The organism is Pseudidiomarina marina (assembly GCF_044807045.1).
GTDB classification, from domain to species: domain Bacteria; phylum Pseudomonadota; class Gammaproteobacteria; order Enterobacterales; family Alteromonadaceae; genus Pseudidiomarina; species Pseudidiomarina marina.
In genome coordinates this window covers 2,370,918-2,393,032 of record NZ_CP085233.1, presented here as the reverse complement: position 1 = coordinate 2,393,032, position 22,115 = coordinate 2,370,918, and the positions used below count along the sequence as shown (strand labels likewise).

Sequence of the window (22,115 nt, the reverse complement as noted above, 5' to 3'; positions counted from 1 at the left end):
ATAATCCGCGCCCACAAAATTGTTCTTTCACAGCACAGGTAATTGGTATGCATCCGATGTTAAACATAGCGGTGCGCGCAGCGCGTGCGGCCGGCAAAATTTTAGTCAAAAACTTTGGCGTAGAAGTTGACCTTAATGTTCAAACGAAAAGCCAAAACGATTTCGTCACCGAACTCGATAAAGCGGCTGAAAGTGCCATTATTCGCACCATTCAAAAAGCTTACCCCGATCACTCTTTCTTAGCAGAAGAAAGTGGTGAAGTAGTGGGCAAAGAAAGCGACCATCAGTGGATCATTGACCCACTCGACGGTACCACCAATTACCTGCGCGGTATCCCCCATTTCGCCGTTTCTATCGCCTACTTATTCAAAGGCGCCGTTCACGCTGCTGTTGTTTATGACCCGCTGCGTGAAGAACTATTTACCGCAACCAAAGGCCAAGGCGCGCAGCTAAACGGCAAGCGTTTACGTGTCACCAAACAGCGTGACCTCAACGGCGCTTTATTAGCAACCGGTTTTCCATTCAAACGCAAAGACATGACCAAAGATTACTTGGCCGTGTTTGCAGCCCTATTCGAACACACCTCAGACATGCGTCGTAACGGTTCTGCCGCACTTGATTTAGCCTATGTCGCCAACGGTCGTATCGACGGTTTTTGGGAATTCAGCCTGAAACCTTGGGACATCGCGGCCGGTCAATTGATTGTACGTGAAGCTGGCGGTATTGTGGCTGACTTCGCCGGTGGTCACGGTTTTATGCGCAGTGGTCATGTGGTTGCAGGCAATCCGAAGGTGGTGCAGCACCTACTCACCAAGGCTCGCCCGCACTTACCTGAGTCACTTCGTTAAGAGCAAAAACGATATTAGCACTTGGATATTAGATATTAGCGCCGCTTTGGTTCCTATCTAATATCCAATATCTAATAGCTAATATCGAAGTTGAGGTTGAACCCATGCTGGAAAGAATCCGAATTGTTTTAGTCAACACCAGCCACACCGGTAACATCGGCTCAGTGGCGCGCGCCATGAAAACCATGGGGCTCAGTGAGCTGTATCTGGTTGATCCTGTGCAAGAACCAGACAGCCATGCGTCAGCTTTAGCAGCGGGTGCCACCGACGTACTATATAACGCGAAGATTGTATCGACGTTAAGTGAAGCCATCGGTGATTGTGGCCTCGTGGTTGGCACCAGTGCGCGCAATCGCACCCTCGATTGGCCGTTACTCGGCCCGCGTGAGGCGGCTGCGAAAGTGTTGGCGGAAGCGCCAAATTACCCAGTTGCAATGGTATTTGGCCGTGAAAGCAGCGGTCTTACTAACGAAGAATTGCAGCAATGCACGCATCATGTGCATATACCTTCGAATCCGGATTACAGCTCATTGAATTTAGCAATGGCTGTGCAGACCTTGGCCTACGAAGTACGTATGCAATTCTTAGAAGCGGACTCTCACCCTGAGCGCGAGCAAAGTGAGTACCCACTTGCTGAAGATCTCGAGCGCTTCTACGTGCACCTAGAAGAAACCTTGGGCGAAACCGGCTTCATCATCAAGAACCATCCAGGCCAAGTGATGGCGAAGCTACGCCGCTTGTTTAATCGGGCGCGCCCGGAATCGGCCGAACTGAATATCCTGCGCGGCATCCTGACCTCAATCGACAAGAAAATGAAGTAGCCCGGCGTTCCACGCCGGGACGCCGCAGGCGGTTATTGTTGACTAGTAGACATCGCTTGATAACAGGCAATAACTTATAAACATTACCTGATAACAGGCAATAACGGTGCTGCGCACCACCCGGCGTAGAACGCCGGGCTACGGTATTAGCGACTTTGTCGCTAATACTTGACTAAAATAGTCGGGAATGGCAAAATTGAGGCCTAACTAAATGGAGGCAACACCGCTATGCGTTTAACCTCAAAAGGCCGCTACGCCGTAACCGCAATGATTGACGTTGCGTTGCATACAGAACAGGGTCCGGTGCCATTGGCAGACATTTCTGAACGCCAAGGTATTTCCCTAAGTTATCTTGAACAATTATTTGCGCGTTTGCGTAAACAAGGTCTGGTAAGCAGTGTGCGCGGGCCAGGTGGTGGTTATCGATTAGGCTTAGAAGCCCATCAAATTTCAATTAGTGCGGTCATTCAGGCGGTGGATGAGAGCATTGACGCCACACGCTGCCAAGGTAAGGGCGGCTGTCAAGGCGGAAGTCGGTGCTTAACACATTCGCTGTGGACCGACTTAAGCGAACGTATTGAAGATTTTCTGGCTGGCATTACGTTAGCCGAACTGGTCAAGCAAGAAGACATTGCACAAGTGGCATTACGCCAAAACAAGATTATTTCTGACCAGAAAAAACGCGAAAACCAAATTGCATTGAGCCAGTAAAGCAGTCTGGCATGAGGAGTAGCTTGATGAAATTACCGATTTATTTCGATTATGCAGCAACCACACCGGTTGACCCGCGTGTTGCTGAAAAAATGATGCAGTTTCTGACCCCAGATGGTCAGTTCGGTAACCCTGCGTCACGCTCGCATCGCTTTGGCTGGCAAGCCGAAGAAGCGGTTGATATTGCCCGAAATCAAGTGGCTGAACTCATCAACGCTGACCCGCGTGAAATCGTATTCACCTCAGGTGCAACCGAGTCAGACAACCTGGCTATTAAAGGTGCAGCTGAGTTTTACAGCAAAAAAGGTAAGCACATCATTACGGTGAAAACTGAGCACAAAGCGGTGCTAGATACTTGCCGTCAAATGGAGCGTGAAGGCTTCGAAGTTACTTATCTTGATGTCAAAGAAGATGGCTTAATCGACATCGACGCATTCAAAGCAGCACTTCGTGAAGACACCGTATTAGTTAGCGTGATGCACGTGAACAACGAAATTGGCGTGATTCAGGATATCGAAACAATCGGTAACTTGTGTCGTGCGAACAAGACGATTTTCCACGTCGATGGCGCACAAAGCTGCGGTAAAATCGAAGTTGATATGGAAAAGCTTCCGGTTGATTTGTTTAGCATCTCAGCCCACAAAATGTACGGCCCGAAAGGTATCGGTGCCTTGTATGTACGCCGTAAGCCACGTGTACGCTTGAATGCACAAATGCACGGTGGCGGTCACGAGCGTGGCATGCGTTCAGGTACCTTGGCGACGCACCAAATTGCAGGTTTCGGTGAAGCCGCACGTATCGCGAAAGAAGAAATGGGCGCTGAACGCGAGCGCTTTAAAATGTTGCATGACCGTTTATGGAACGGCGTAAAAGACATCGAAGAAGTGTATGTGAACGGTAATCAAGAGCATGCGGTACCGCATATTTTTAATATCAGCTTTAACTTCGTCGAAGGCGAAAGCTTGATTATGGCACTGAAAGACTTGGCCGTATCCTCAGGTTCAGCCTGTACATCAGCAAGTCTTGAGCCGTCATACGTATTGCGTGCATTAGGCCGCAATGATGAATTGGCGCACAGCTCAATTCGCTTTAGCTTCGGTCGTTTTACTACCGAAGAAGAAGTGGATTACGCCATTAAGCAAATTAATAATTCAATTGGTCGTCTACGCGACATGTCACCCCTTTGGGAAATGTACAAAGACGGCGTCGACCTTACCAAGGTCGAATGGGTGGCACACTAAGAGAGGTAACACGGTATGGCATACAGCGAAAAAGTAATCGACCATTATGAAAACCCGCGCAACGTAGGCGCATTCGACAAAAACGATCCGTCTATTGCAACCGGCATGGTCGGCGCACCAGCATGTGGTGACGTGATGAAGTTGCAATTGAAAATCAACGACGACGGCATCATTGAAGATGCGAAGTTTAAAACCTACGGCTGTGGTTCTGCTATTGCGTCAAGCTCGCTAGTCACCGAATGGGTGAAAGGCAAATCAATTGCCGAAGCTGAGCAACTGAAAAACACGCAAATTGCTGAAGAATTAGCGTTGCCACCAGTGAAAATTCACTGTTCAATTTTGGCAGAAGACGCAATTAAAGCAGCAATTGCAGACTACAAAAAGAAACACGCAGGTTAATTAGGTTAGCAAATGGCAATTACCATAACTGAAGCAGCGGCACAACGTGCGCGCTCGTTTCTGGAACAACGCGGTAAAGGTGTTGGCATCCGTTTAGGTGTGAAAACCACCGGATGTTCGGGCCTTGCCTATGTGATGGAATTCGTTGATGAAGTCGACGATACCGACACGGTTATTGAAGACAAAGGTGTAAGCATCATTATCGATGGCAAGAGCCTCGTGTACCTCGATGGCACCGAAATCGACTTTGTCAAAGAAGGCCTGAACGAGGGCTTCGAGTTCCGTAACCCGAACGCCAAAGGTGAGTGTGGTTGCGGCGAAAGCTTTAATGTTTAACAGGTAAAAAATGAATCATTTTGAACTGTTTGATATGCCCGCCGCATTCAATTTGGATGCGGCGGAATTACAACAGCGCTACCGAAAACTACAACAAACCATGCATCCCGATCGCTTTGCTAACGGCAGCGAGCGCGATAAGTTGATGGCAGTACAACGTACTTCCCAACTTAATGATGCGTATCAAACCTTGCGTTCACCGCTGTCGCGCGCCGAGTATTTGCTCGAATTGCGTGGCATTGAACTGGCCCATGAGCAAACCACCTTGCAAGACCCTGAATTTCTCATGGCGCAAATGGAATGGCGCGAGCGTATTGAAGAAGTTGATGATTTTGATTCGCTTGACGCGGCCTACAAAGATTTGCAAGAGCAGATGCGTGATTTGCAATCAGAGCTTGAGCAGCAGCTCAATAGCGATGCGAATGACGAGGCAGCAAACACGGTGCGCAAACTGAAGTTTATGCACAAGCTGCACCACGAACTCGAACAAATCGAAGAGCGAGTACGATATTAGCTATTGGATATTAGATATTAGCAAGAACTAGAAACATTAGATCTAATATCTAATATCTAACGGCTAATATCGCTCTCGTATTTAAAAAGAGGATTTAAATGGCTTTATTACAAATTGCGGAGCCGGGCCAAAGCACCGCGCCCCACCAACATCGACTTGCCGCCGGCATCGATCTCGGCACCACCAACTCATTGGTGGCGACCGTGCGTAGCGGTGAAGCGAAGGTGTTGCGTGACGAGCAAGAGCGCGCCATTTTACCATCGGTTGTTTATTACGGTGCCGATGAGGTACTCACCGGCCATGAGGCGCTTGCCAAACACGCCGATAAGAGTATCGATACCGAAAACACCATTGTCTCGGTGAAGCGGTTTATTGGCCGCACCATTGCCGACGTGCAGAAAAACTTCTCGAATTTACCGTATCGCATGAGCGAAACCGATAACGGTGTGCCGGTATTCCATACTGCAGCGGGCGAGAAAAATGCCGTCGAAGTGTCAGCGGATATCTTACGTTCGTTAGCGGCTCGCGCTGAAGCGTCGTTAGGTGGCGAGCTCACAGGTGTGGTCATTACGGTGCCGGCTTACTTTGATGACGCACAGCGGCAAAGTACCAAAGACGCAGCTCAGTTAGCTGGTTTGAAAGTGTTACGTTTATTGAATGAACCAACCGCAGCAGCCGTTGCTTATGGTTTAGACTCAGGCCGCGAAGGTTTGATTGCCGTGTACGACTTGGGCGGCGGTACCTTTGATATCTCTATTTTACGCCTTCAAGGTGGCGTGTTTGAAGTGCTGGCAACCGGTGGTGACAGCGCCCTCGGTGGCGACGACTTCGACCAACTAATTGTGAATTGGCTTAAGCAAGAATGGCAGTTACCAGACAACGTTGACGCTCGCACCGAACGCGACCTCGTCAACGCCGCCAAAGCCGCCAAAGAGCTATTGACGGACGTCAATAGCGTAGTAGCCCGGCGTTCTACGCCGGGTGGTGCGCAGCACCGTGAATCTCGAATTGATGCACAAAGTGAATCTCGAATTGATGCACAAAGTGAAGCTCGAATTGATGCACAAAGTGAATCTCGAATTGATGCACAAAGTGAAGCTCGAATTGATGCACAAAGTGAATCTCGAATTGATGCACAAAGTGAATCTCGAATTGATGCACAAAGTGAATCTCGAATTGACGCAAACAGCTCTCTAAACGGCGAAACCATTGTTATAGAACCCTGCAGCGATGCTGAACCGATCACCGATTCCCGGCGTGAAACGCCGGGCTACAGTGTACTTACCCGCGACAAGCTTAACGAGCTTATCGAACCATTAGTTCGCCGTACGCTCTCAGCCTGCCGCCGCGCTTTAAAAGACGCTGACGTTAGTGCCGATGAAATTCTCGATGTGGTAATGGTTGGCGGTTCAACCCGCGTCCCACGCATCCGCGAAGCCGTAGGCGAGTTTTTTGGACGCGAGCCACTCACCTCAATCGACCCAGATCAAGTTGTGGCGATTGGTGCCGCCGTACAAGCCGATATCTTGGCCGGTAATAAGCCAGATTCAGACATGTTATTGCTCGATGTCATTCCATTGTCGCTAGGCCTTGAAACAATGGGTGGCTTGGTCGAAAAAGTTATCGCGCGTAACACCACTATTCCTGTGGCAAAAGCACAGGAATTTACCACCTTCAAAGATGGTCAAACCGCCATGATGATCCACGTGGTGCAAGGTGAGCGTGAGTTAGTGGATGATTGTCGCAGCTTAGCTCGTTTCGTTTTAACCGACATTCCACCGATGGCCGCTGGTGCAGCGCACATTCGCGTAACCTTCCAAGTCGATGCCGATGGCTTACTCAGCGTCACCGCCATGGAAAAATCGAGTGGTGTCACTGCCTCGGTGCAAGTGAAACCGTCGTACGGTTTAGGCGATGACGACATCACCAAAATGATTCAGTCGTCGATGACTAACGCCAAAGAAGACATGGCCGCACGCATGTTGCGTGAGCAACAAGTAGAAGCTGATCGTGTATTGGAAGCGTTAAGCAGTGCATTAGCAGCGGACGGCGCCTTGTTAAATGAACAAGAACGCACAATATTAGATGACGCCATGGAAGCCTTGCGCATTGCCCGCAATGGCACCGATACTGGCGCCATTGAGAAAGCTATTGAAGCGGTCGACAAAGCCAGTGATGATTTCGCTGCCCGCCGCATGGATGAGAGCATTCGCAAAGCCCTCTCCGGCAGCAAAGTCGACGAGCTGTAAAAGCAAAAGCGCAATTAGATAGCGATAATGCGATATTAGATATTAGATCTGTCTCTTCGAGGTTTAGCTAATATCGAATATCTAATAGCTAATATCGAACTTGAGGTTTTATTTATGCCGAAAATTATTTTTTTACCACACGAAGAACTATGCCCAGAAGGCGCCGCCGTTGAAGCCGCCGAAGGCGAAAGCGTACTTGACGTTGCCTTGCGCAATGGCATTGGCATCGAGCATGCCTGCGAAAAAGTCTGCGCTTGCACCACCTGTCACGTATATATCCGTGAAGGTATGGATTCGTTGAATGAAATTGAAGAAAACGAAGACGACATGCTCGACAAAGCCTGGGGCCTTGACCCAGATTCACGCCTAAGCTGTCAAGCTCGTGTGGATGGCGAAGATCTCGTAGTTGAAATACCGAAGTACAGCATTAACCACGCCAAAGAAAATCATTAAAAAAGTGGGGGGCAGTCCAAGGACTGCACCCCTCCTCCTGATCAAAACTTGCACAAATTAAATTAATCCACCATAATTCATTTATTAGCGTTTTATTGATGATATATGGTGGATTATGAACTCCGAGCAATTTCTGCAATCAGTCGGTGAGTTGATCAAGAAGCACCGCACGCAAACCATGGATCAAGAAGAGTTCGCTAAGCGTTTGGGCTGCGGGGTAAATACCGTGTATCGAATGGAGAACGGGCAGGGCGTGAATGCAATGACTCTTGTTTCGGCTCTAGAACTCCTCGGTTTATTGGGGGAGTTTACAGACGTCGTTGATGAGCAGCTTGCGCACGTGGCCGACGCACCAGAGCGCAAGCGCCGTAAACCGGTTGAGGATTTCTCCAATGATTTCTGAAGCCTATATATTCATTGAAGGATTGGAAGATGAGCCAGTCATTTGCGCTAAGTTTCGTTATGACGTGGCGCGCAAAGTTGGTCAGTTGCGTTACGGGAAATCCTATCTATCGCGTGATGATGCCTTTGCGCTCGATCCTATACACCTACCACTTAGCCAAGAAATTTTTACCACCAAACTCAATAAGGGCATCTTCGGGGTGTTAAGCGATGCCGGAGCTGATGCTTGGGGTCGTAAACTTGTTCTGCAATTGCGTAAAACCAAACCGCAAAACGAACTTGAGTTTCTGATTGCTGGCGCCACCATGGGCGTTGGTGCCATTAGCTTTAGTTTGTCGCGCACCAAAGCTAAGGCAAAACAATCTCGCAATACGCTGGATGATTTGGACTTATTACTACGTGGGAAAAGAGCCATTCTCAACTCAGAGAATGTCAGTGTCGAGGTTAAAAAAGCATTCCAGTTCGGTGACTCAATGGGTGGGGCGCGTCCGAAAACCTTGTTAGTTGATAACCATCAAACGTATTTATTGAAGTTTAACCGAGCCGACGATCTTTATAATGTCGCTCGCGTCGAGTACGCCACCATGCAGATGCTTGCAGAGCTTGAAGGAATTCGCACTGCCGATGTACGTTTGCTTGCAGGCGAAGAAGATGCGTTGATGGTGAAGCGTTTCGACAGGCATTTTGACGGCGTTATCGAATCGGTATCGCATCATTTTATCAGTGCAAACTCACTCTTGATGAATGACCATGTGAACGAGACAGCGCTGCGAAGTTGGTACTCTTATGGCGCACTGGCCGAGTTATTGCGTAAACACAGTGCTTCGGCCGACGATGCACCCGAGTTGTTCAAACGCATGGTGTTTAACGTACTTATTGGTAATACCGACGATCATGCCCGAAATCATGCCATGTTGTGGCATTTACACGAACGTCATTGGCGATTAGCACCTGCTTATGATGTACTTCCCATAAGTAATAGCAAAGAACATGGTTTTGGTATTGGCGATGATGGGCGTGCCGGCACTGTGGAAAACTTAATGTCACAGTCACGTCGATTTGGGCTGCAGCCATACAAAGCGCGAGCAGTCATAAACGAAGTACAAGAGCTAATAGCAGAATGGCCGATTTACTTCCGACGCCACGGTGTCGGTGATGGCGACATTGAAATCCTTCGTAGCATTATTGCATAAACAGGGAATAAGAGGGGTGCAGTCCAAGGACTGCACCCCTCCTTTTTAGCCGTCGAGTTTCTCGGCAAATGTACGTTTAAATTTCGCCAATTTTGGATGCACTACTGCTTGGCAATAGGCGTTTTCAGGATTACGCTCCACGTAGTTCTCGTGATACTCCTCAGCGGGCCAGAATTTCTCCAGCGGCTCAATGGTGGTCACTATCGGCGCATCCCAAGTTTGGTCACGCTCCATTTCGGCAATAATTTCTTCTGCTAAGCGTTTTTGCTCGTCAGTTTGATAGAAAATCGAAGTGCGATATTGCGTACCAACATCGTTACCCTGACGGTTCACCTGCGTTGGATCGTGCAGCGCAAAAAAGATCTCATAAATTTCACGTACGCTGAGTGCCGCTGGGTCGAACGTGATCTGCACAACTTCAGCATGACCGGTATCACCCTTGCACACTTCTTCATAGGTAGGATTTTCTTTGTGGCCGCCAGCATAGCCCGACTCAGCTTTCAACACGCCGCGTACCTGCTTGAACGCACCCTCAATGCACCAAAAACAACCGCCACCTAACGTAATTTGTTGCGTCATAACCACCTCATGAATTTGTATAGACGTCTAGATGCCCACACTTTACGCCCGTTCCACCCAAAGCGCAAGAGGAGGGGTGCAGTCCTTGGACTGCACCCCACTTATTTTCTCCAAAACCAGGCATAGCGAAATGACCAGATGTGATCACTGTTGATGCGTTGCCAAGATGCGGCGAATTGATGTTGATTAGAGAGAGCGAATCGAGAGATAACTTCAACGTCATGGTAGTTGCCGTCATCAAATTGCTCGGCGTATGTTGCGCCAATGCTGTGCGTCCACCTTCCGTGTGTATAGGCGTACGCTACACCGAGGAAGTTTTGAACTACGGAAGCTTTGGTAAATGTGTGTCCCCACCGAAAGGAATAACCGTGGTGATTGCGTTGATGATCGAGGTTGGCGTAGAAGCCAGACTGCTCCCGATGCTCCGCGCGCCAAGTTCCGAGTTGTAATTTGCTGTTAAAGATTTTGGTTTGGTAAGCTGCTATCACAAACGGGCCGTGGTCAGCGGCAACGTCATCGAATAAGCCACCATATGAACGCTGACTTATATCCGCTAATCCACGACCGTGAGCGTAAGCTATACGCCAGCTTGTATTTTCGTTTTCAGTGTATCTGTAGTGCGTTGCAAGCGTGTAATCAGGAAATGGAATGGTCGGATTATTACCTAAACCGGTGTTAAGAAACGAGCGCGTTTCGTCGTTCATCAACAACGATGTATCAAAAAAACCGGTGAGATCGACGATGCCGAATTCAATGGCGTGTGCCTCTTTTAGACGAAATCCATAGGCAAATTCGGATAACTGAATACGACCATCGCCATCACTATGTAATGCCGATCCAGCATCCGCATTTGCTCGCGGGAACATGCCAGAAACGCCGTTATTATTGGTAGTTGTCGACCCTTCGACGTAAATGCGTAAGTGATTGTCTGACGTTTTAAAATGAAAGATTAAATCGCCTGATGCTAGCCATTCATTTTCAGTTGTTGATTCAGAAGCTGACTGATGAGTAACGACTACGGCGCCGTCGGTAGTTAAGTTCTCGCTTGAGAGAAGACTTAACGTCAAAAGTATTGGTGTCATCGATGACGGGTCCCTGCGCCTTGGCGCTAACTAATCTCCGCATAATAATAGCTAAAAGGAGGGGGCAGTCCAAGGACAGCCCCCTTTCCACACTGGAATTTAAAAGATTGACAGCATGTTAACAAAGTGTAATCTTCCTAGCCGATAGTTTACAAGATGCTTACAAAGTGGGCAAAAATGGAAGACCGTTACGGACTTCGGTATCTATGGAGAGAAAAATGAACAAACCCACCAAACTCGCATTATCATTGGTGTGCGTGGGCGTTTTGAGCGCTTGCGGCAGCGATGGCAAAGAAGAGCCACCAGTTGTCATCGAAGAACCAGCAGCGTATCTATTATCAGGCACTGTGACTGGCTTAAACGGTGAGTTATCAGTAACCGCAGGCGAAGAAGAAGTGACCGTTACAGAAGACGGCGCCATTGCATTTGCCACCGAATTTAATAGCGGTGACACAGTCACCGCGAGCATCACAGCAGCGCCTGAACTGCAAGAGTGTGCTATCACTTCTGATACCGAATTTACTTTCGAAGATACAGACATCGATGCGCTTGTTGTTGAATGTCGCGATCTTGAACTTTACGTAGCCGTTGACGACACAGCAGAAACCGCTGACGACGCAGCAGTGACTATTGACGTATTTGCTAACGACACCAGCGAATATGCGGAAACCTTCGAGCTTCTCGACGTCACCGAGCCCGCGAACGGCACCGCCGCTATCGCAGAAAACAAAATCACTTACACGCCGAACGCAGGTTTCGCGGGTACGGACACTTTCAGCTATACCGCCACTGACGGTGCGCAAGAAGCTAGCGCTGAAGTCACCGTGACCGTCAGCCAAACCGTCGGTATCTCTGGTCGTGCGGTCGATTCGCCGATTGCGAATGCCATCATCACCATTACTATCGGTGAAACGACGTATACCACCGAAGCGGATGCGGATGGCTATTTCGATTTAGACTTGAATCTGTTGAATTCAGCGGATGACACAGTGCTTGAAATCATCGCCACAGGCGTTGGTGAGCAAGACTACGTGACCTTAAGTTCGCGTTTGTCGACCGTCGCAGACTTGCTTGAACTGGCAGGTGAAGACCGCGTGCTTTCAGCCGAAGAGTCAAGCGACGTGGTTGTGACACACGTAACCACCGCAATGAACCAGCAGCTCGAAGTTCTGGCTGCCGGCGAATCAATCACCAGCGCGAACATTCAAGAGTTGATGATGCAGGTAGATGGCCAACTCGTTCTCGAAATGGCGGCATTGATCAAGCTGTTAGTAGACGATGAAAACTATAGCCTGCCGGAAGGTTTCACGAGCATTGAAGACTTCTTAAATGATAGCGACGCCTACAATACCTTGCTTAACGAAACAAACATCTCAGGTGATTTGCAAGCCATGGTGGCGGCAACACTCGCCGACTCGGATGTCATGCCGGCTATAGACCCAGTGCAACAAGCGGGCAACTTCATCCTGTTACGTGATTATCATCGCTACAATGCCAATCAAAACTCGGTCAGCTATTCAATTGACAGCGATGGCTCACTCTATCAACCGTCGTACTATGACGAAGAGGTGACGTACATACCTTTTGTTGATGGCAAATGGATAGGGAACAGCGGCGAAAGTACCGTAGACATGCAAGGGTCAATGTTCATTCAGTATTATGGCTATTTGTATGATGCCGAGCACTTCGATAAATTCGTATTGAGTTTAGGTGAAAATCCGTCTGATGTGTATGTGACTTTCACGAGCCGGTATTACCTTGAAGCTACGCCCATTAATTTAACTCAGAGCAGCATGACGCTTCATTCATACTCTGACGGTTTCATTGAACCAATTCAGTTTGAATACGGCGGCGAACAGCTGGAGCTGCCTGAAGTGAAGAGCGGCAGAGGTGAGTCTGTGTATACCTATTTACGCCCAGAAACTCTTATTACCGGCTTGACGTTTGATTTGTCTGAGGAAAAAGAGTTTGTGTATTACAGTGAATACAATACTAACAACGGCTTAACATTAGAAGATGAGCCAAATGCTCTATATTTTTTCTCGTCAATGGCATTCACGTTCTCACCGAATTCAGAGTTAAGCGGCACATTTACGCGAGACGTGCTTGAGGGCGGAAGCTATGAGCTGAGTAGCGATAAAACCATACTCACATTGAACTATTCTGACGAGCGCATGAATTACAGCAAGGAAGATCTGTACTTATTGAATAATGAAGCTCACGCCGAGATCGTGCTCAGTAAGCGTTACCTAGATAATGGTGAGGTGGATTGGTCAACACATCACATGCCGCAGTTTGAAGAAGGCATTAACACGGCTGAAGTGGTTAACGATCAAGTACTTTGGCAGTATTTGGATAGCGACGGTAAGCTAGAACCGCTAATCGACATTGTTGGTGCTCGAGCTACCGAATACCGCAGTGATGGTAGCATTTACTATCACAATGTTGTTTGTGATGAAGTTGGTCCAAGCGGTGATAAATGGTCCGACTGCGTTACTGTTAAGGCCGTTCCTAACATTGAATCAAATGGTCCGTGGGAAGCATATGATAACACCAGCATACTTGTATTTAAGTCATGCAATGGCGATGTCTGTGGCGGTTCGTTCCGTCGCGTAACAAGTAAGTACGATGATGGTGTGATGGTGCTTTTATCAACGTCAAAATACCCACCAGGTACCCTATTCAGCGAAGACCTGAGTCCGCCAGATCAGGTTCATTTCTACGCTGCTTATTTTACTCTAGTTAAGGCCAGTCCGGATGGTTTAGAGCCAGAACAGGTTGCTGCAACCAGCTTAATCCGTACCCCAGCTGACGACTATCAGCAGGTGCTACCGTGGATGCCAGCAATGCAAAAACCGCTGAAAATGGCGCCGCAAGTAATCAAGAAGTAACTCGGAACTTTTCCACCTGCGAAAAGCGAAAATAAGAGGGGTGCAGTCCTTGGACTGCACCCCTCTTATTATGTATAATCCGCGCGACTTAAACTTAGACAACCTTTTACTTTAAAACTCTATTGGAGAAAATCATGGCTTTAGAGCGCACCTTATCAATCATTAAGCCAGACGCAGTTGGCAAAAACGTCATCGGCGCAATCTACAATCGCTTTGAAACTGCGGGCTTCCGTATTGTTGCAGCGAAAATGATGCACTTGAGCACCGAGCAAGCAGAAGGCTTCTACGCAGAACACAAAGAGCGTCCTTTCTTCCGCGCATTGGTTGATTTCATGACTTCTGGCCCAATCATGGTACAAGTACTTGAAGGCGAAGACGCAGTAAAACGTCACCGCGACATCATGGGTGCAACCAACCCAGCTGACGCATTGGCAGGAACCTTGCGTGCAGACTATGCTGTATCTATCGATGAAAATGCGGTTCACGGTTCTGATGCGTTAGAATCAGCGGCACGCGAAATCGCGTACTTCTTCACTGAAGAAGAACTCTGCGCCCGCACCCGTTAAGAGCAAGAAGCTCAAAGGCTCGGCAGACCGAGCCTTTGAGATATTAGCTATTAGATATTAGATATTAAAACAAGGCTGGTTTTTCTAATATCTAATATCCAATATCTAATATCGCACTAAGGTTTTCTCCATGAATGCTGTAGACAAAAAAGTGAACTTACTCGACTTGAACCGCGAAGGAATGCGCGCGTTCTTCAAAGAGTTGGGTGAAAAACCATTTCGCGCCGACCAGGTGATGAAGTGGGTGTATCACTATTGCGTCGACGACTTCGATCAAATGACCAACCTCAACAAGGTCTTACGAGAGAAGCTTAAACAGGTGGCGGAGATTCGTGCGCCAGAAGTTCGTATGCAGCAGCAATCCGCTGACGGCACCATCAAGTTTGCGATGACCTTATTTGACGGTCAGGATGTGGAAACTGTATGGATTCCAGATCGTGACCGTGCCACCTTGTGCGTCAGCTCACAGGTGGGCTGTGCACTAGAATGCACCTTCTGTTCAACCGCGCAGCAAGGCTTTAATCGCAACCTCAAAGTAGCGGAAATTATCGGCCAAGTGTGGCGTGTGAACAAATTGCTCGGCGCCTTTGGCGACACCGGCGTGAAAGCGGTAACCAACGTGGTGATGATGGGTATGGGCGAACCATTGCTCAACCTCAACAACGTGGTGCCGGCGATGGAGCTGATGCTTGATGACAATGCTTTCGGTTTATCAAAACGCCGCGTTACGCTGAGTACCTCAGGCGTGGTGCCAGCGCTCTACAAGCTTAAAGAAGAAATTGATGTGGCATTGGCGATTTCATTGCACGCGCCGAACGACGAACTGCGTAACGAAATTGTGCCGATCAATAAAAAGTACAACATTCAAGAGTTCCTAAAAGCGAGCCGCGATTATATCGACGGTAGCAAAGCCAATAAAAACATTACCATTGAGTACGTGATGCTTGATCATATCAATGACTCAATGGAGCAAGCGGCCGAGCTCGCAGAGCTTCTCAAAGACACGCCGTGCAAGATCAACCTCATTCCGTTTAATCCATTCCCCGGTTCCGACTATGGGCGTTCGAGTAATTCACGTATCGACCGTTTCGCCAAAGTACTAATGGAAAAAGGCTACATTGTGGTGGTTCGCCGCACTCGTGGTGACGATATTGACGCCGCCTGCGGTCAGCTGGTGGGTGATGTTATTGACCGTACTAAGCGCATTCTGAAGAAACAGCAAGCGCAGCGCGGTGGTGATGGAATTCAAGTCAAAGCGGTTTAATCGCACGAAAAACCCCTTCTTAAGACAAACTTAACACGCCTTTGACGCCGCATCGCTTGATCTACCGCCGATAAAGGTTAAGATAGCTTTCTTTACAGGGGGATTTACATGCGGATACTACTGCTTGTGCTGTTTACCGCGCTCGTAACGACTGGGTGTGTCAGTCAGCGCACGGTTGATGGGAAGCAACAGCCAGCCCAACAATTCAATGCAGAAGAGGCGTCGCGCACGCGGCTAGCCTTGGGATTACAGTATTTACGCAGTGGTAACTTCGAGCAAGCGAAAGCAAATTTAGAGCGCGCTCGCGAATATACCCCCGACAACGCCGACGTTTATACCGGCCTTGCTTATTACTACCAGCAAGTTCGCGACTTCAAGAGTGCCGAGGCACACTACCGAAAAGCCATTGATTTAAAACCAAAAGATGGCGATAACTACAACAACCTCGGAGTACTTTTGTGTGGTCAGCAGCGCTACAACGATGCCGATCAGATGTTCCGCAAAGCGGTTGCGCAATCCGGCTATGTTAAAGTAGCTAGCACCTATGAAAATGCCGCGCGTTGTGCGGCCGAGCAAGGGGATCTCGCAAGCGCCGACCGTTATTATGACTTGGCACTGAACCACAGCGGGGGTGGTGTCAAAATACTAGAAAATTACGCAACCTTGTTGATGCAGCAAAAACGCTATGACAAGGCAGCAACCATGATAGAGCGCCGCAGTAATTACCCCCAATTATCGGCGCAATATTTGTGGTTAGAAGTGCAGTTAGCCCATGCCCAGAACCAGAAGAATAAACGGCAGCAATTTGGTGATCTGCTGGTACAGCGCTTTCCTGCATCGCAGCAAGCGACTGATTATCTCAAACTTATTAAATAGCGATACCCCATGGCACAAGACAAAGACTTATTTCAAGAAAACGAAGAGCAGGCTGAGCCACAGCCCGAGCCTTACACTGGTGAAACGCCAGGGCAAATTTTCCGTGAGGCACGCGAAGCAAAAGGTTTAACCACGCAGCAAGTGGCCGATAACTTACGTCTGCGAAAGGTAGTCGTTGAATATCTCGAAGCGGATGACTACGACAAATTGTCATCGCCAACCTATGTGCGCGGCTATCTGCGCTCGTTAAGTAAGGCGCTTGATGTTGACGAAGCTCGGGTGTTTGAAGCCTACAGCAAAATGGGCTTTGGTGAAGTGGTGCCGAGCACCATTACCATGCAAAGCTTCTCGAAGCGCAAAGTGCGCGAGCGCAACGATAACCGCTTGATGCTCATCAGCTACTTAATCATTGCGATTGTAATTGCCATGGCTGTGGTGTGGTGGTGGCAAGACAGCAATGCCGGCGATGTGTTTGCTAATGGCAACGGCAATAATGGCGCAAGCCAAGCAGTTACTGAACGCCAACCGACGCGCCGCACCGAAACGCAAGTACGCGAACAGCTGCAGAGCGCAGCAGATGATGAACCAGTCGACGCAGCGGACCGCGATTCTGGTTCCACCGATTCAAACAGAACATCATCAGATAGCCGCAATGCCGCATCTGACGACTCAAGCAACATCACCACTAGTCCAGTTGTGACAGCGGAAGATAACCAACAAGAATCTCCGGTTGTCACCGACGAGCCAGAGCCAACCAACCGCGCAAACAATCGTTCTTCAGATACGAATGACGCTGAAGTCGTTGCCGACACCAATCGTGAAGCCCCAGTGGTAACCGATAACGCCCCAGGCAATACCGCCACGCTGGTGATGGAGTTCAGCGACGCCTGCTGGATCAAAGTAACCGACGGGACAGGTACCGATATCGCAATTGGCGTCAAAGAAGCTGGCTACAGAATGCCGCTGACGGGCGAGCCGCCATTTGATATCATTTTATGCAAGCCAGAATTCGTCGAATTGACGTATAATGGTGAGCCGGTTGATTTGAGCAATTATCGCCGCAACCGCAGCGTAACCATGACCCTTGATTAAGAACAACGATGATATTAGCTATTGGATATTAGATATTAGAACAAGGCGGGTTTTTGCTAATATCCAATATCTAATAGCTAATATCGCACTAAGGTTTTAACACAATGCATTTAAACCCGATCAAACGTCGACCTTCTCGCCGTATCTATGTTGGTAACGTACCGATTGGCGATGGCGCACCGATTGCCGTGCAATCGATGACCAATACCGAGACCACCGACGTGGCGGCGACGGTGAAACAGATTCAGGCCATTGCCAACGCCGGCGCTGACTTGGTGCGGGTGAGTGTGCCGACCATGGATGCTGCTGAAGCATTCAAATTTATTAAACAGCAAAGTCCGATCCCATTAGTTGCAGATATTCACTTTGATTATCGTATTGCCTTGAAAGTGGCCGAATATGGGGTTGATTGTTTGCGTATTAACCCAGGCAACATTGGTAACGAGCAGCGTATTCGCGCCGTGGTCGATGCCGCCCGTGATCGCGGTATCCCCATTCGTATTGGGGTGAACGGCGGCTCATTAGAGAAAGACTTACAAGAAAAATATGGCGAACCGACGCCAGCAGCACTGGTTGAATCGGCCATGCGCCATGTCGATATTCTTGACCGTTTAAATTTCCAAGATTTCAAAGTGAGTGTGAAAGCTTCTGATGTGTTTTTGGCCGTTGAATCGTATCGATTACTGGCCAAACAAATCGAGCAGCCGCTGCACTTAGGTATTACCGAAGCGGGCGGCTTGCGCAGTGGCTCAGTCAAATCGTCCATTGGCCTTGGCATGTTGTTGGCGGAAGGTATTGGCGACACGCTACGTATCTCATTAGCGGCTGATCCTGTTGAAGAAGTAAAAGTCGGTTTTGATATTTTGAAATCACTGCGAATTCGTAGCCGCGGTATTAACTTCATTGCTTGCCCTAGCTGTTCTCGCCAAGAATTTGACGTGATTGGTACCGTGAATGCGCTCGAGCAACGCCTTGAAGACATCACCACACCAATGGATGTGTCGATTATCGGCTGCGTGGTCAACGGCCCAGGTGAAGCCTTGATCTCGCATGTTGGCTTGGCTGGTGCTAAGAACAAAAGTGGTTTTTACCTCAATGGTGAGCGTCAAAAAGACCGTCTCGATAACGCCGATTTGGTCGATGAACTCGAAAAACGTATCCGCGACCAAGTAAAACGTCTAGAAGCTGAACAGATTCCCGTGAAGCAAGCGTAAACCTGCGGTATACTATGCGCCATTTTTCGTAATAAATTTCCGTCTTAAGTAGACCCTAAGCAGAAAAGAACTCGAACGTGGCAAAAAATATACAAGCAATTCGCGGCATGAACGACATCCTGCCGAATCAAACTCCAGCGTGGCAATACGTTGAAGGCGTGATTCGCCAGGTGGCTGCTCAATATACCTACCAAGAAATTCGCATGCCGGTGTTGGAAAGTACCGACCTGTTCAAGCGCTCCATTGGTGAAGTCACTGATATCGTCGAAAAAGAAATGTATACCTTCGATGATCGCAACGGTGACAGCTTAACCTTGCGCCCAGAAGGCACCGCCAGTTGTGTGCGTGCCGGCAATGAACATGGTTTGTTGTATAACCAAACCCAACGTTTATGGTACTTAGGCCCAATGTTCCGGCATGAGCGCCCACAAAAAGGACGCTATCGCCAATTTCATCAATTCGGTATTGAAGCCTTCGGTATGGATGGCCCCGATATTGATGCGGAGGTGATTCTACTATCAGCTCGGTTGTGGCAAGCGTTTGGCATAAGCGAGCAGGTTGAATTGCAACTGAATTCATTGGCATCGAACGAAGCGCGGGCCCGCTATCGCGAAGCATTGCGTGAGTTTTTGCGAGCCCATGAAGACAAATTGGATGATGATTCAAAGCGCCGTTTAGACACCAACGTGTTGCGTGTACTGGATAGCAAATCGCCAGAAACCCAAGCGGTACTTGTCGATGCGCCGAAGTTGTCGGAGTATTGGGACGATGAATCGCGCGCGCACTTTGACGGCTTATGCAAACGCCTCAATGCGGCTGGCATCAAGTATGTATTGAACGAGCGCTTGGTTCGTGGCCTCGACTATTACAATCGCACCGTGTTTGAGTGGGTAACCACGGAACTCGGCGCGCAAGGTACAGTTTGTGCCGGTGGTCGCTATGACGGCTTGGTGGAGCAGCTCGGCGGCAAACCAACGCCAGCAGTCGGCTTTGCCATGGGTATGGAGCGTTTGGTACTGTTGCTGGAATCACAAGGCAAAATTCCACCAGAGCAAGCCATTGATATTTACGTGATTGCGGCAACTGAAGCGGCGGAACTAATCGCTCCAGCCGTTGCCGAACAAATTCGAAGTGCCAAGCCGCAACTCAAAGTACAGTTGCACAGTGGCACCCAGAACATGAAGAAGAAGTTGGCGAAAGCCGACAAGTCAGGCGCCACCTATGCCTTGCTCGTCCGCGACACCGATTTCGAACTCAAGCACCTGCGCGACCGCACCACCGCCCCGCAGCTGCTAGCAAGCATAGAAGAACTGTAGCCCGGCGTTCCACGCCGGGTGGCGCGCAGCGCCGTGAATATCCGGGGCTTCAGCGGTGTCAGATATTGCATAGCGGTGTCCGCGATTGCATAGCGGTGTCCGCGATTACATAGCGGTGTCCGCGATTACATAGCGGTGTCAGATATTGCATAGCGGCGTCCGCGATTGCATAGCGGTGTCCGCGATTGCATAGCGGTGTCAGGCATCGCAGAAAAAGTTAAGATTAACGGCACGTTGTGCCACCCGGCGTGAAACGCCGGGCTACCAGGAGTTAAAAATGGAAACTGAAGAACAACAAGTCGAACGAATCAAACAGTTTTGGAACGAACACGGCAAAGGCATCGTCGCCGGCCTCGTCGTTGGCTTCGCACTATTTTACGGCTGGCGCTACTACGACGCCCAAGTGCGTGCCGACCAAGAAGCCGCTTCTGAGCAATTCGAAAGCATCATAGTGCAACTAGAATCTGGTCAAGAAGAGGGCGCATCAGCAGCACAAGAGTTTGTAAGCTCAAGTGATAGCACGTATGCGCATTTAGCCGCGCTAGAATTAGCAAAACATGCCGTGGATAACAACGATTACGCCACCGCAGTTAGCGCGTTGCAAACCGTCCGTGACAATGCAAAACCAGCTTTACGCGCCGTAGCTGATATCCGTCAAGCGCGGGTACTCCTGGCACAAGAGCAGTACGATGCCGCATTAGCCGCTGCACAAGCTGCAGAATCGGTTGCAGCATTTAAAGCACAAGCAGCTGAGCTCAAAGGTGACATCTTGTTAGCGAAAGGTGACAACGCCGGTGCACGCGCTGCGTATCAAGCCGCTCTCGACGCTGGTGCTCAAGGCATCGCCGAGATCAAACTCAACAGCATTGTGGCGGGTTCATGAAACAAGCAAAAACCTTAGGTCTAGCAGCGCTCGCAACCCTCTTTGTTAGCGGTTGTTCGCTCTTTAGTACCGAAGAAATCACATACAAAGAATTACAAAGCTTTGATGTAAAAGTTACACCTAAAGTGGTGTGGGAAACTAGCGTTGGTAACGGTATCGACAACTATTTCTCACATTTAAACCCGGTTGTGGTTAGTGACAGCATCATTGCTGCCGACCGCCGAGGTGTAGTGGAAGCGTTCAATCGCGAAAACGGCGACCAGCTGTGGCGCGTTGATTTACGTGACGTTTTAGATTTAACCAAAGGCGCATGGTGGAGTGCTGGTGAGCCAATGCGCATCGCTGGCGGTTTAGCTGCTCGCAACGGCGTGGTTTATCTCGGTAGCGAAAACGGTGACGTGGTGGCGTTGAATGCCGAAGACGGCAGCGTGAAATGGCATCAAGTTGTGCGCTCAGAAATCATGTCCGATCCAGCTATTGGCGGCGGCCTTGTTGTGGTAAAAGGTTCGACCGGTGAAGTGATTGCCCTTGATGAAGAATCAGGCGAAGAGCTCTGGAAACACACGACCGAAACACCACCGTTGTCACTGCGTGGCACGTCGTCACCAGTGTTCGAACAAGGCGGTATTTTCGTTGGTACCTCGACCGGTAAAGTCATTGTACTGATTGCCGAGAATGGTCAACCGGCGTGGGAAGCGCGCTTAGCTATTCCAAGTGGCACCACTGAGTTACAACGGTTAGTTGATGTTGATTCACGTCCAGTTTTAGCCGGGCGCTTTGTTTACAACGTTGCCTACAATGGTGCGTTAGCAGCAATTGAAGCCAACACCGGCGAAATCGCATGGCGTCGTGATTATTCATCGTATCAAAACGTGTTGTTTGCTGGTGGTCGTTTATTCGTAACCGATGCCGATGACGCGGTGTCAGCACTTGATGCACAAGGCGGCGTCGAAATGTGGTCGAACAACGACTACAACGGCCGCAACGTGACTGCCCCTGTGCGCTTTGGCGATCACATCGTCATTGGCGACCGTTTCGGGTATTTACACTTTATTAATTTGCTAAGCGGCGTCACGGAAGGTCGTTTAGAAGTGGGTGATGATGTTTACACCGCACCAATTGTGGTGAACGACACCCTGTATGTTCAATTACGCGACGGCAGTTTACTCGCGGTAAGGATTTAAC

The 22,115-nt window shown here is 49.2% G+C and carries 22 protein-coding genes; 20 read left to right on the top strand and 2 right to left on the bottom strand.

Features of this window, described 5'->3' with window-relative positions; genetic code table 11:
* Positions 1-47 precede the first annotated feature (47 nt).
* The 11 genes from suhB to LG272_RS11320 all read left to right on the top strand — a co-directional run bounded on the left by suhB (position 48) and on the right by LG272_RS11320 (position 9,167).
* Positions 48-848, top strand: coding sequence for an inositol-1-monophosphatase (gene suhB / locus LG272_RS11370; protein WP_404408702.1), 801 nt, complete (start codon positions 48-50; stop codon positions 846-848).
* Between the two features lie 104 nt (positions 849-952).
* Positions 953-1,669, top strand: a complete 717-nt coding sequence (trmJ, locus tag LG272_RS11365; RefSeq protein ID WP_404408700.1) for a tRNA (cytosine(32)/uridine(32)-2'-O)-methyltransferase TrmJ — start codon at positions 953-955, stop codon at positions 1,667-1,669.
* A 228-nt stretch (positions 1,670-1,897) separates the two neighbouring features.
* The gene (iscR, locus tag LG272_RS11360; RefSeq protein ID WP_126759446.1) at positions 1,898-2,380 is read left to right on the top strand and encodes a Fe-S cluster assembly transcriptional regulator IscR; all 483 of its coding nucleotides are present in this window, start codon (positions 1,898-1,900) and stop codon (positions 2,378-2,380) included.
* 26 nt (positions 2,381-2,406) lie between these two features.
* Positions 2,407-3,621, top strand: a complete 1,215-nt coding sequence (locus LG272_RS11355) for an IscS subfamily cysteine desulfurase (protein WP_404408697.1) — start codon at positions 2,407-2,409, stop codon at positions 3,619-3,621.
* A 15-nt stretch (positions 3,622-3,636) separates the two neighbouring features.
* Positions 3,637-4,020 carry a Fe-S cluster assembly scaffold IscU gene (iscU, locus tag LG272_RS11350; RefSeq protein WP_130202585.1) on the top strand — a complete coding sequence of 128 codons (384 nt, stop codon included), beginning with the start codon at positions 3,637-3,639 and terminating at the stop codon, positions 4,018-4,020.
* Positions 4,021-4,032: 12 nt separating this feature from the next.
* Entirely contained in the window at positions 4,033-4,356 is a 324-nt protein-coding gene (iscA, locus tag LG272_RS11345; RefSeq protein ID WP_404408695.1) for an iron-sulfur cluster assembly protein IscA, read from the top strand.
* Positions 4,357-4,366: 10 nt separating this feature from the next.
* Positions 4,367-4,870, top strand: a complete 504-nt coding sequence (hscB, locus tag LG272_RS11340; RefSeq protein ID WP_404408693.1) for a co-chaperone HscB — start codon at positions 4,367-4,369, stop codon at positions 4,868-4,870.
* 98 nt (positions 4,871-4,968) lie between these two features.
* Complete coding sequence (gene hscA / locus LG272_RS11335; RefSeq protein WP_404408691.1) at positions 4,969-7,119, top strand: molecular chaperone HscA; 2,151 nt, start codon at positions 4,969-4,971, stop codon at positions 7,117-7,119.
* Positions 7,120-7,233: 114 nt separating this feature from the next.
* Positions 7,234-7,572: an ISC system 2Fe-2S type ferredoxin gene (gene fdx / locus LG272_RS11330; RefSeq protein WP_404408689.1), complete on the top strand. Its 339-nt coding sequence runs from the start codon at positions 7,234-7,236 to the stop codon at positions 7,570-7,572.
* A 115-nt stretch (positions 7,573-7,687) separates the two neighbouring features.
* Entirely contained in the window at positions 7,688-7,975 is a 288-nt protein-coding gene (locus LG272_RS11325) for a helix-turn-helix domain-containing protein (protein WP_404408687.1), read from the top strand.
* Positions 7,965-9,167, top strand: coding sequence for a type II toxin-antitoxin system HipA family toxin (locus LG272_RS11320; protein WP_404408685.1), 1,203 nt, complete (start codon positions 7,965-7,967; stop codon positions 9,165-9,167). The genes LG272_RS11325 and LG272_RS11320 overlap by 11 nt, the downstream gene beginning before the upstream one ends.
* 45 nt (positions 9,168-9,212) lie before the next feature.
* On the opposite strand, the gene msrA is transcribed toward LG272_RS11320, so the two are convergent.
* Together msrA and LG272_RS11310 are read right to left on the bottom strand one after the other, a co-directional pair.
* Positions 9,213-9,746, bottom strand: coding sequence for a peptide-methionine (S)-S-oxide reductase MsrA (msrA, locus tag LG272_RS11315; RefSeq protein ID WP_404408683.1), 534 nt, complete (start codon positions 9,744-9,746; stop codon positions 9,213-9,215).
* Between the two features lie 101 nt (positions 9,747-9,847).
* On the bottom strand, positions 9,848-10,828 hold the full coding sequence (locus tag LG272_RS11310) for a hypothetical protein (RefSeq protein WP_404408681.1): 981 nt from the start codon (positions 10,826-10,828) through the stop codon (positions 9,848-9,850).
* Between the two features lie 218 nt (positions 10,829-11,046).
* Here LG272_RS11310 and LG272_RS11305 point away from each other — a divergent pair, with 218 nt between their 5' ends.
* From LG272_RS11305 to bamB, 9 genes are all read left to right on the top strand, one after another.
* Positions 11,047-13,719, top strand: a complete 2,673-nt coding sequence (locus LG272_RS11305; protein WP_404408679.1) for an Ig-like domain-containing protein — start codon at positions 11,047-11,049, stop codon at positions 13,717-13,719.
* A gap of 134 nt (positions 13,720-13,853) precedes the next feature.
* Complete coding sequence (gene ndk / locus LG272_RS11300) at positions 13,854-14,285, top strand: nucleoside-diphosphate kinase (RefSeq protein ID WP_092856280.1); 432 nt, start codon at positions 13,854-13,856, stop codon at positions 14,283-14,285.
* 130 nt (positions 14,286-14,415) lie between these two features.
* Complete coding sequence (locus LG272_RS11295) at positions 14,416-15,549, top strand: bifunctional tRNA (adenosine(37)-C2)-methyltransferase TrmG/ribosomal RNA large subunit methyltransferase RlmN (RefSeq protein ID WP_404408677.1); 1,134 nt, start codon at positions 14,416-14,418, stop codon at positions 15,547-15,549.
* 108 nt (positions 15,550-15,657) lie between these two features.
* The gene (gene pilW / locus LG272_RS11290; protein ID WP_404408675.1) at positions 15,658-16,425 is read left to right on the top strand and encodes a type IV pilus biogenesis/stability protein PilW; all 768 of its coding nucleotides are present in this window, start codon (positions 15,658-15,660) and stop codon (positions 16,423-16,425) included.
* 9 nt (positions 16,426-16,434) lie between these two features.
* Positions 16,435-17,517 (top strand): RodZ domain-containing protein, encoded by a 1,083-nt coding sequence (locus LG272_RS11285; protein WP_404408673.1) that lies wholly within the window; start codon positions 16,435-16,437, stop codon positions 17,515-17,517.
* 104 nt (positions 17,518-17,621) lie between these two features.
* Positions 17,622-18,731, top strand: a complete 1,110-nt coding sequence (gene ispG / locus LG272_RS11280) for a flavodoxin-dependent (E)-4-hydroxy-3-methylbut-2-enyl-diphosphate synthase (protein WP_404408671.1) — start codon at positions 17,622-17,624, stop codon at positions 18,729-18,731.
* Between the two features lie 77 nt (positions 18,732-18,808).
* Positions 18,809-20,047, top strand: a complete 1,239-nt coding sequence (gene hisS, locus LG272_RS11275; RefSeq protein ID WP_404408669.1) for a histidine--tRNA ligase — start codon at positions 18,809-18,811, stop codon at positions 20,045-20,047.
* A 277-nt stretch (positions 20,048-20,324) separates the two neighbouring features.
* Positions 20,325-20,930 carry a YfgM family protein gene (locus LG272_RS11270; protein WP_404408667.1) on the top strand — a complete coding sequence of 202 codons (606 nt, stop codon included), beginning with the start codon at positions 20,325-20,327 and terminating at the stop codon, positions 20,928-20,930.
* On the top strand, positions 20,927-22,114 hold the full coding sequence (gene bamB / locus LG272_RS11265; protein WP_404408665.1) for an outer membrane protein assembly factor BamB: 1,188 nt from the start codon (positions 20,927-20,929) through the stop codon (positions 22,112-22,114). The genes LG272_RS11270 and bamB overlap by 4 nt, the downstream gene beginning before the upstream one ends.
* Position 22,115 lies beyond the last annotated feature (1 nt).

Bases quoted from the DNA above. Each gene is read 5' to 3' on its own strand.
- suhB (WP_404408702.1), top strand. From the start codon at position 48: ATGCATCCGATGTTAAACATAGCGGTGCGCGCAGCGCGTGCGGCCGGC.
- LG272_RS11305 (WP_404408679.1), top strand. From the start codon at position 11,047: ATGAACAAACCCACCAAACTCGCATTATCATTGGTGTGCGTGGGCGTT.
- LG272_RS11270 (WP_404408667.1), top strand. From the start codon at position 20,325: ATGGAAACTGAAGAACAACAAGTCGAACGAATCAAACAGTTTTGGAAC.
- iscU (WP_130202585.1), top strand. From the start codon at position 3,637: ATGGCATACAGCGAAAAAGTAATCGACCATTATGAAAACCCGCGCAAC.
- trmJ (WP_404408700.1), top strand. From the start codon at position 953: ATGCTGGAAAGAATCCGAATTGTTTTAGTCAACACCAGCCACACCGGT.
- fdx (WP_404408689.1), top strand. From the start codon at position 7,234: ATGCCGAAAATTATTTTTTTACCACACGAAGAACTATGCCCAGAAGGC.
- iscR (WP_126759446.1), top strand. From the start codon at position 1,898: ATGCGTTTAACCTCAAAAGGCCGCTACGCCGTAACCGCAATGATTGAC.
- LG272_RS11320 (WP_404408685.1), top strand. From the start codon at position 7,965: ATGATTTCTGAAGCCTATATATTCATTGAAGGATTGGAAGATGAGCCA.
- pilW (WP_404408675.1), top strand. From the start codon at position 15,658: ATGCGGATACTACTGCTTGTGCTGTTTACCGCGCTCGTAACGACTGGG.
- LG272_RS11295 (WP_404408677.1), top strand. From the start codon at position 14,416: ATGAATGCTGTAGACAAAAAAGTGAACTTACTCGACTTGAACCGCGAA.
- hscA (WP_404408691.1), top strand. From the start codon at position 4,969: ATGGCTTTATTACAAATTGCGGAGCCGGGCCAAAGCACCGCGCCCCAC.
- msrA (WP_404408683.1), bottom strand. From the start codon at position 9,746: ATGACGCAACAAATTACGTTAGGTGGCGGTTGTTTTTGGTGCATTGAG.
- ndk (WP_092856280.1), top strand. From the start codon at position 13,854: ATGGCTTTAGAGCGCACCTTATCAATCATTAAGCCAGACGCAGTTGGC.
- LG272_RS11325 (WP_404408687.1), top strand. From the start codon at position 7,688: ATGAACTCCGAGCAATTTCTGCAATCAGTCGGTGAGTTGATCAAGAAG.
- iscA (WP_404408695.1), top strand. From the start codon at position 4,033: ATGGCAATTACCATAACTGAAGCAGCGGCACAACGTGCGCGCTCGTTT.
- LG272_RS11310 (WP_404408681.1), bottom strand. From the start codon at position 10,828: ATGACACCAATACTTTTGACGTTAAGTCTTCTCTCAAGCGAGAACTTA.
- bamB (WP_404408665.1), top strand. From the start codon at position 20,927: ATGAAACAAGCAAAAACCTTAGGTCTAGCAGCGCTCGCAACCCTCTTT.
- ispG (WP_404408671.1), top strand. From the start codon at position 17,622: ATGCATTTAAACCCGATCAAACGTCGACCTTCTCGCCGTATCTATGTT.
- LG272_RS11285 (WP_404408673.1), top strand. From the start codon at position 16,435: ATGGCACAAGACAAAGACTTATTTCAAGAAAACGAAGAGCAGGCTGAG.
- hscB (WP_404408693.1), top strand. From the start codon at position 4,367: ATGAATCATTTTGAACTGTTTGATATGCCCGCCGCATTCAATTTGGAT.
- LG272_RS11355 (WP_404408697.1), top strand. From the start codon at position 2,407: ATGAAATTACCGATTTATTTCGATTATGCAGCAACCACACCGGTTGAC.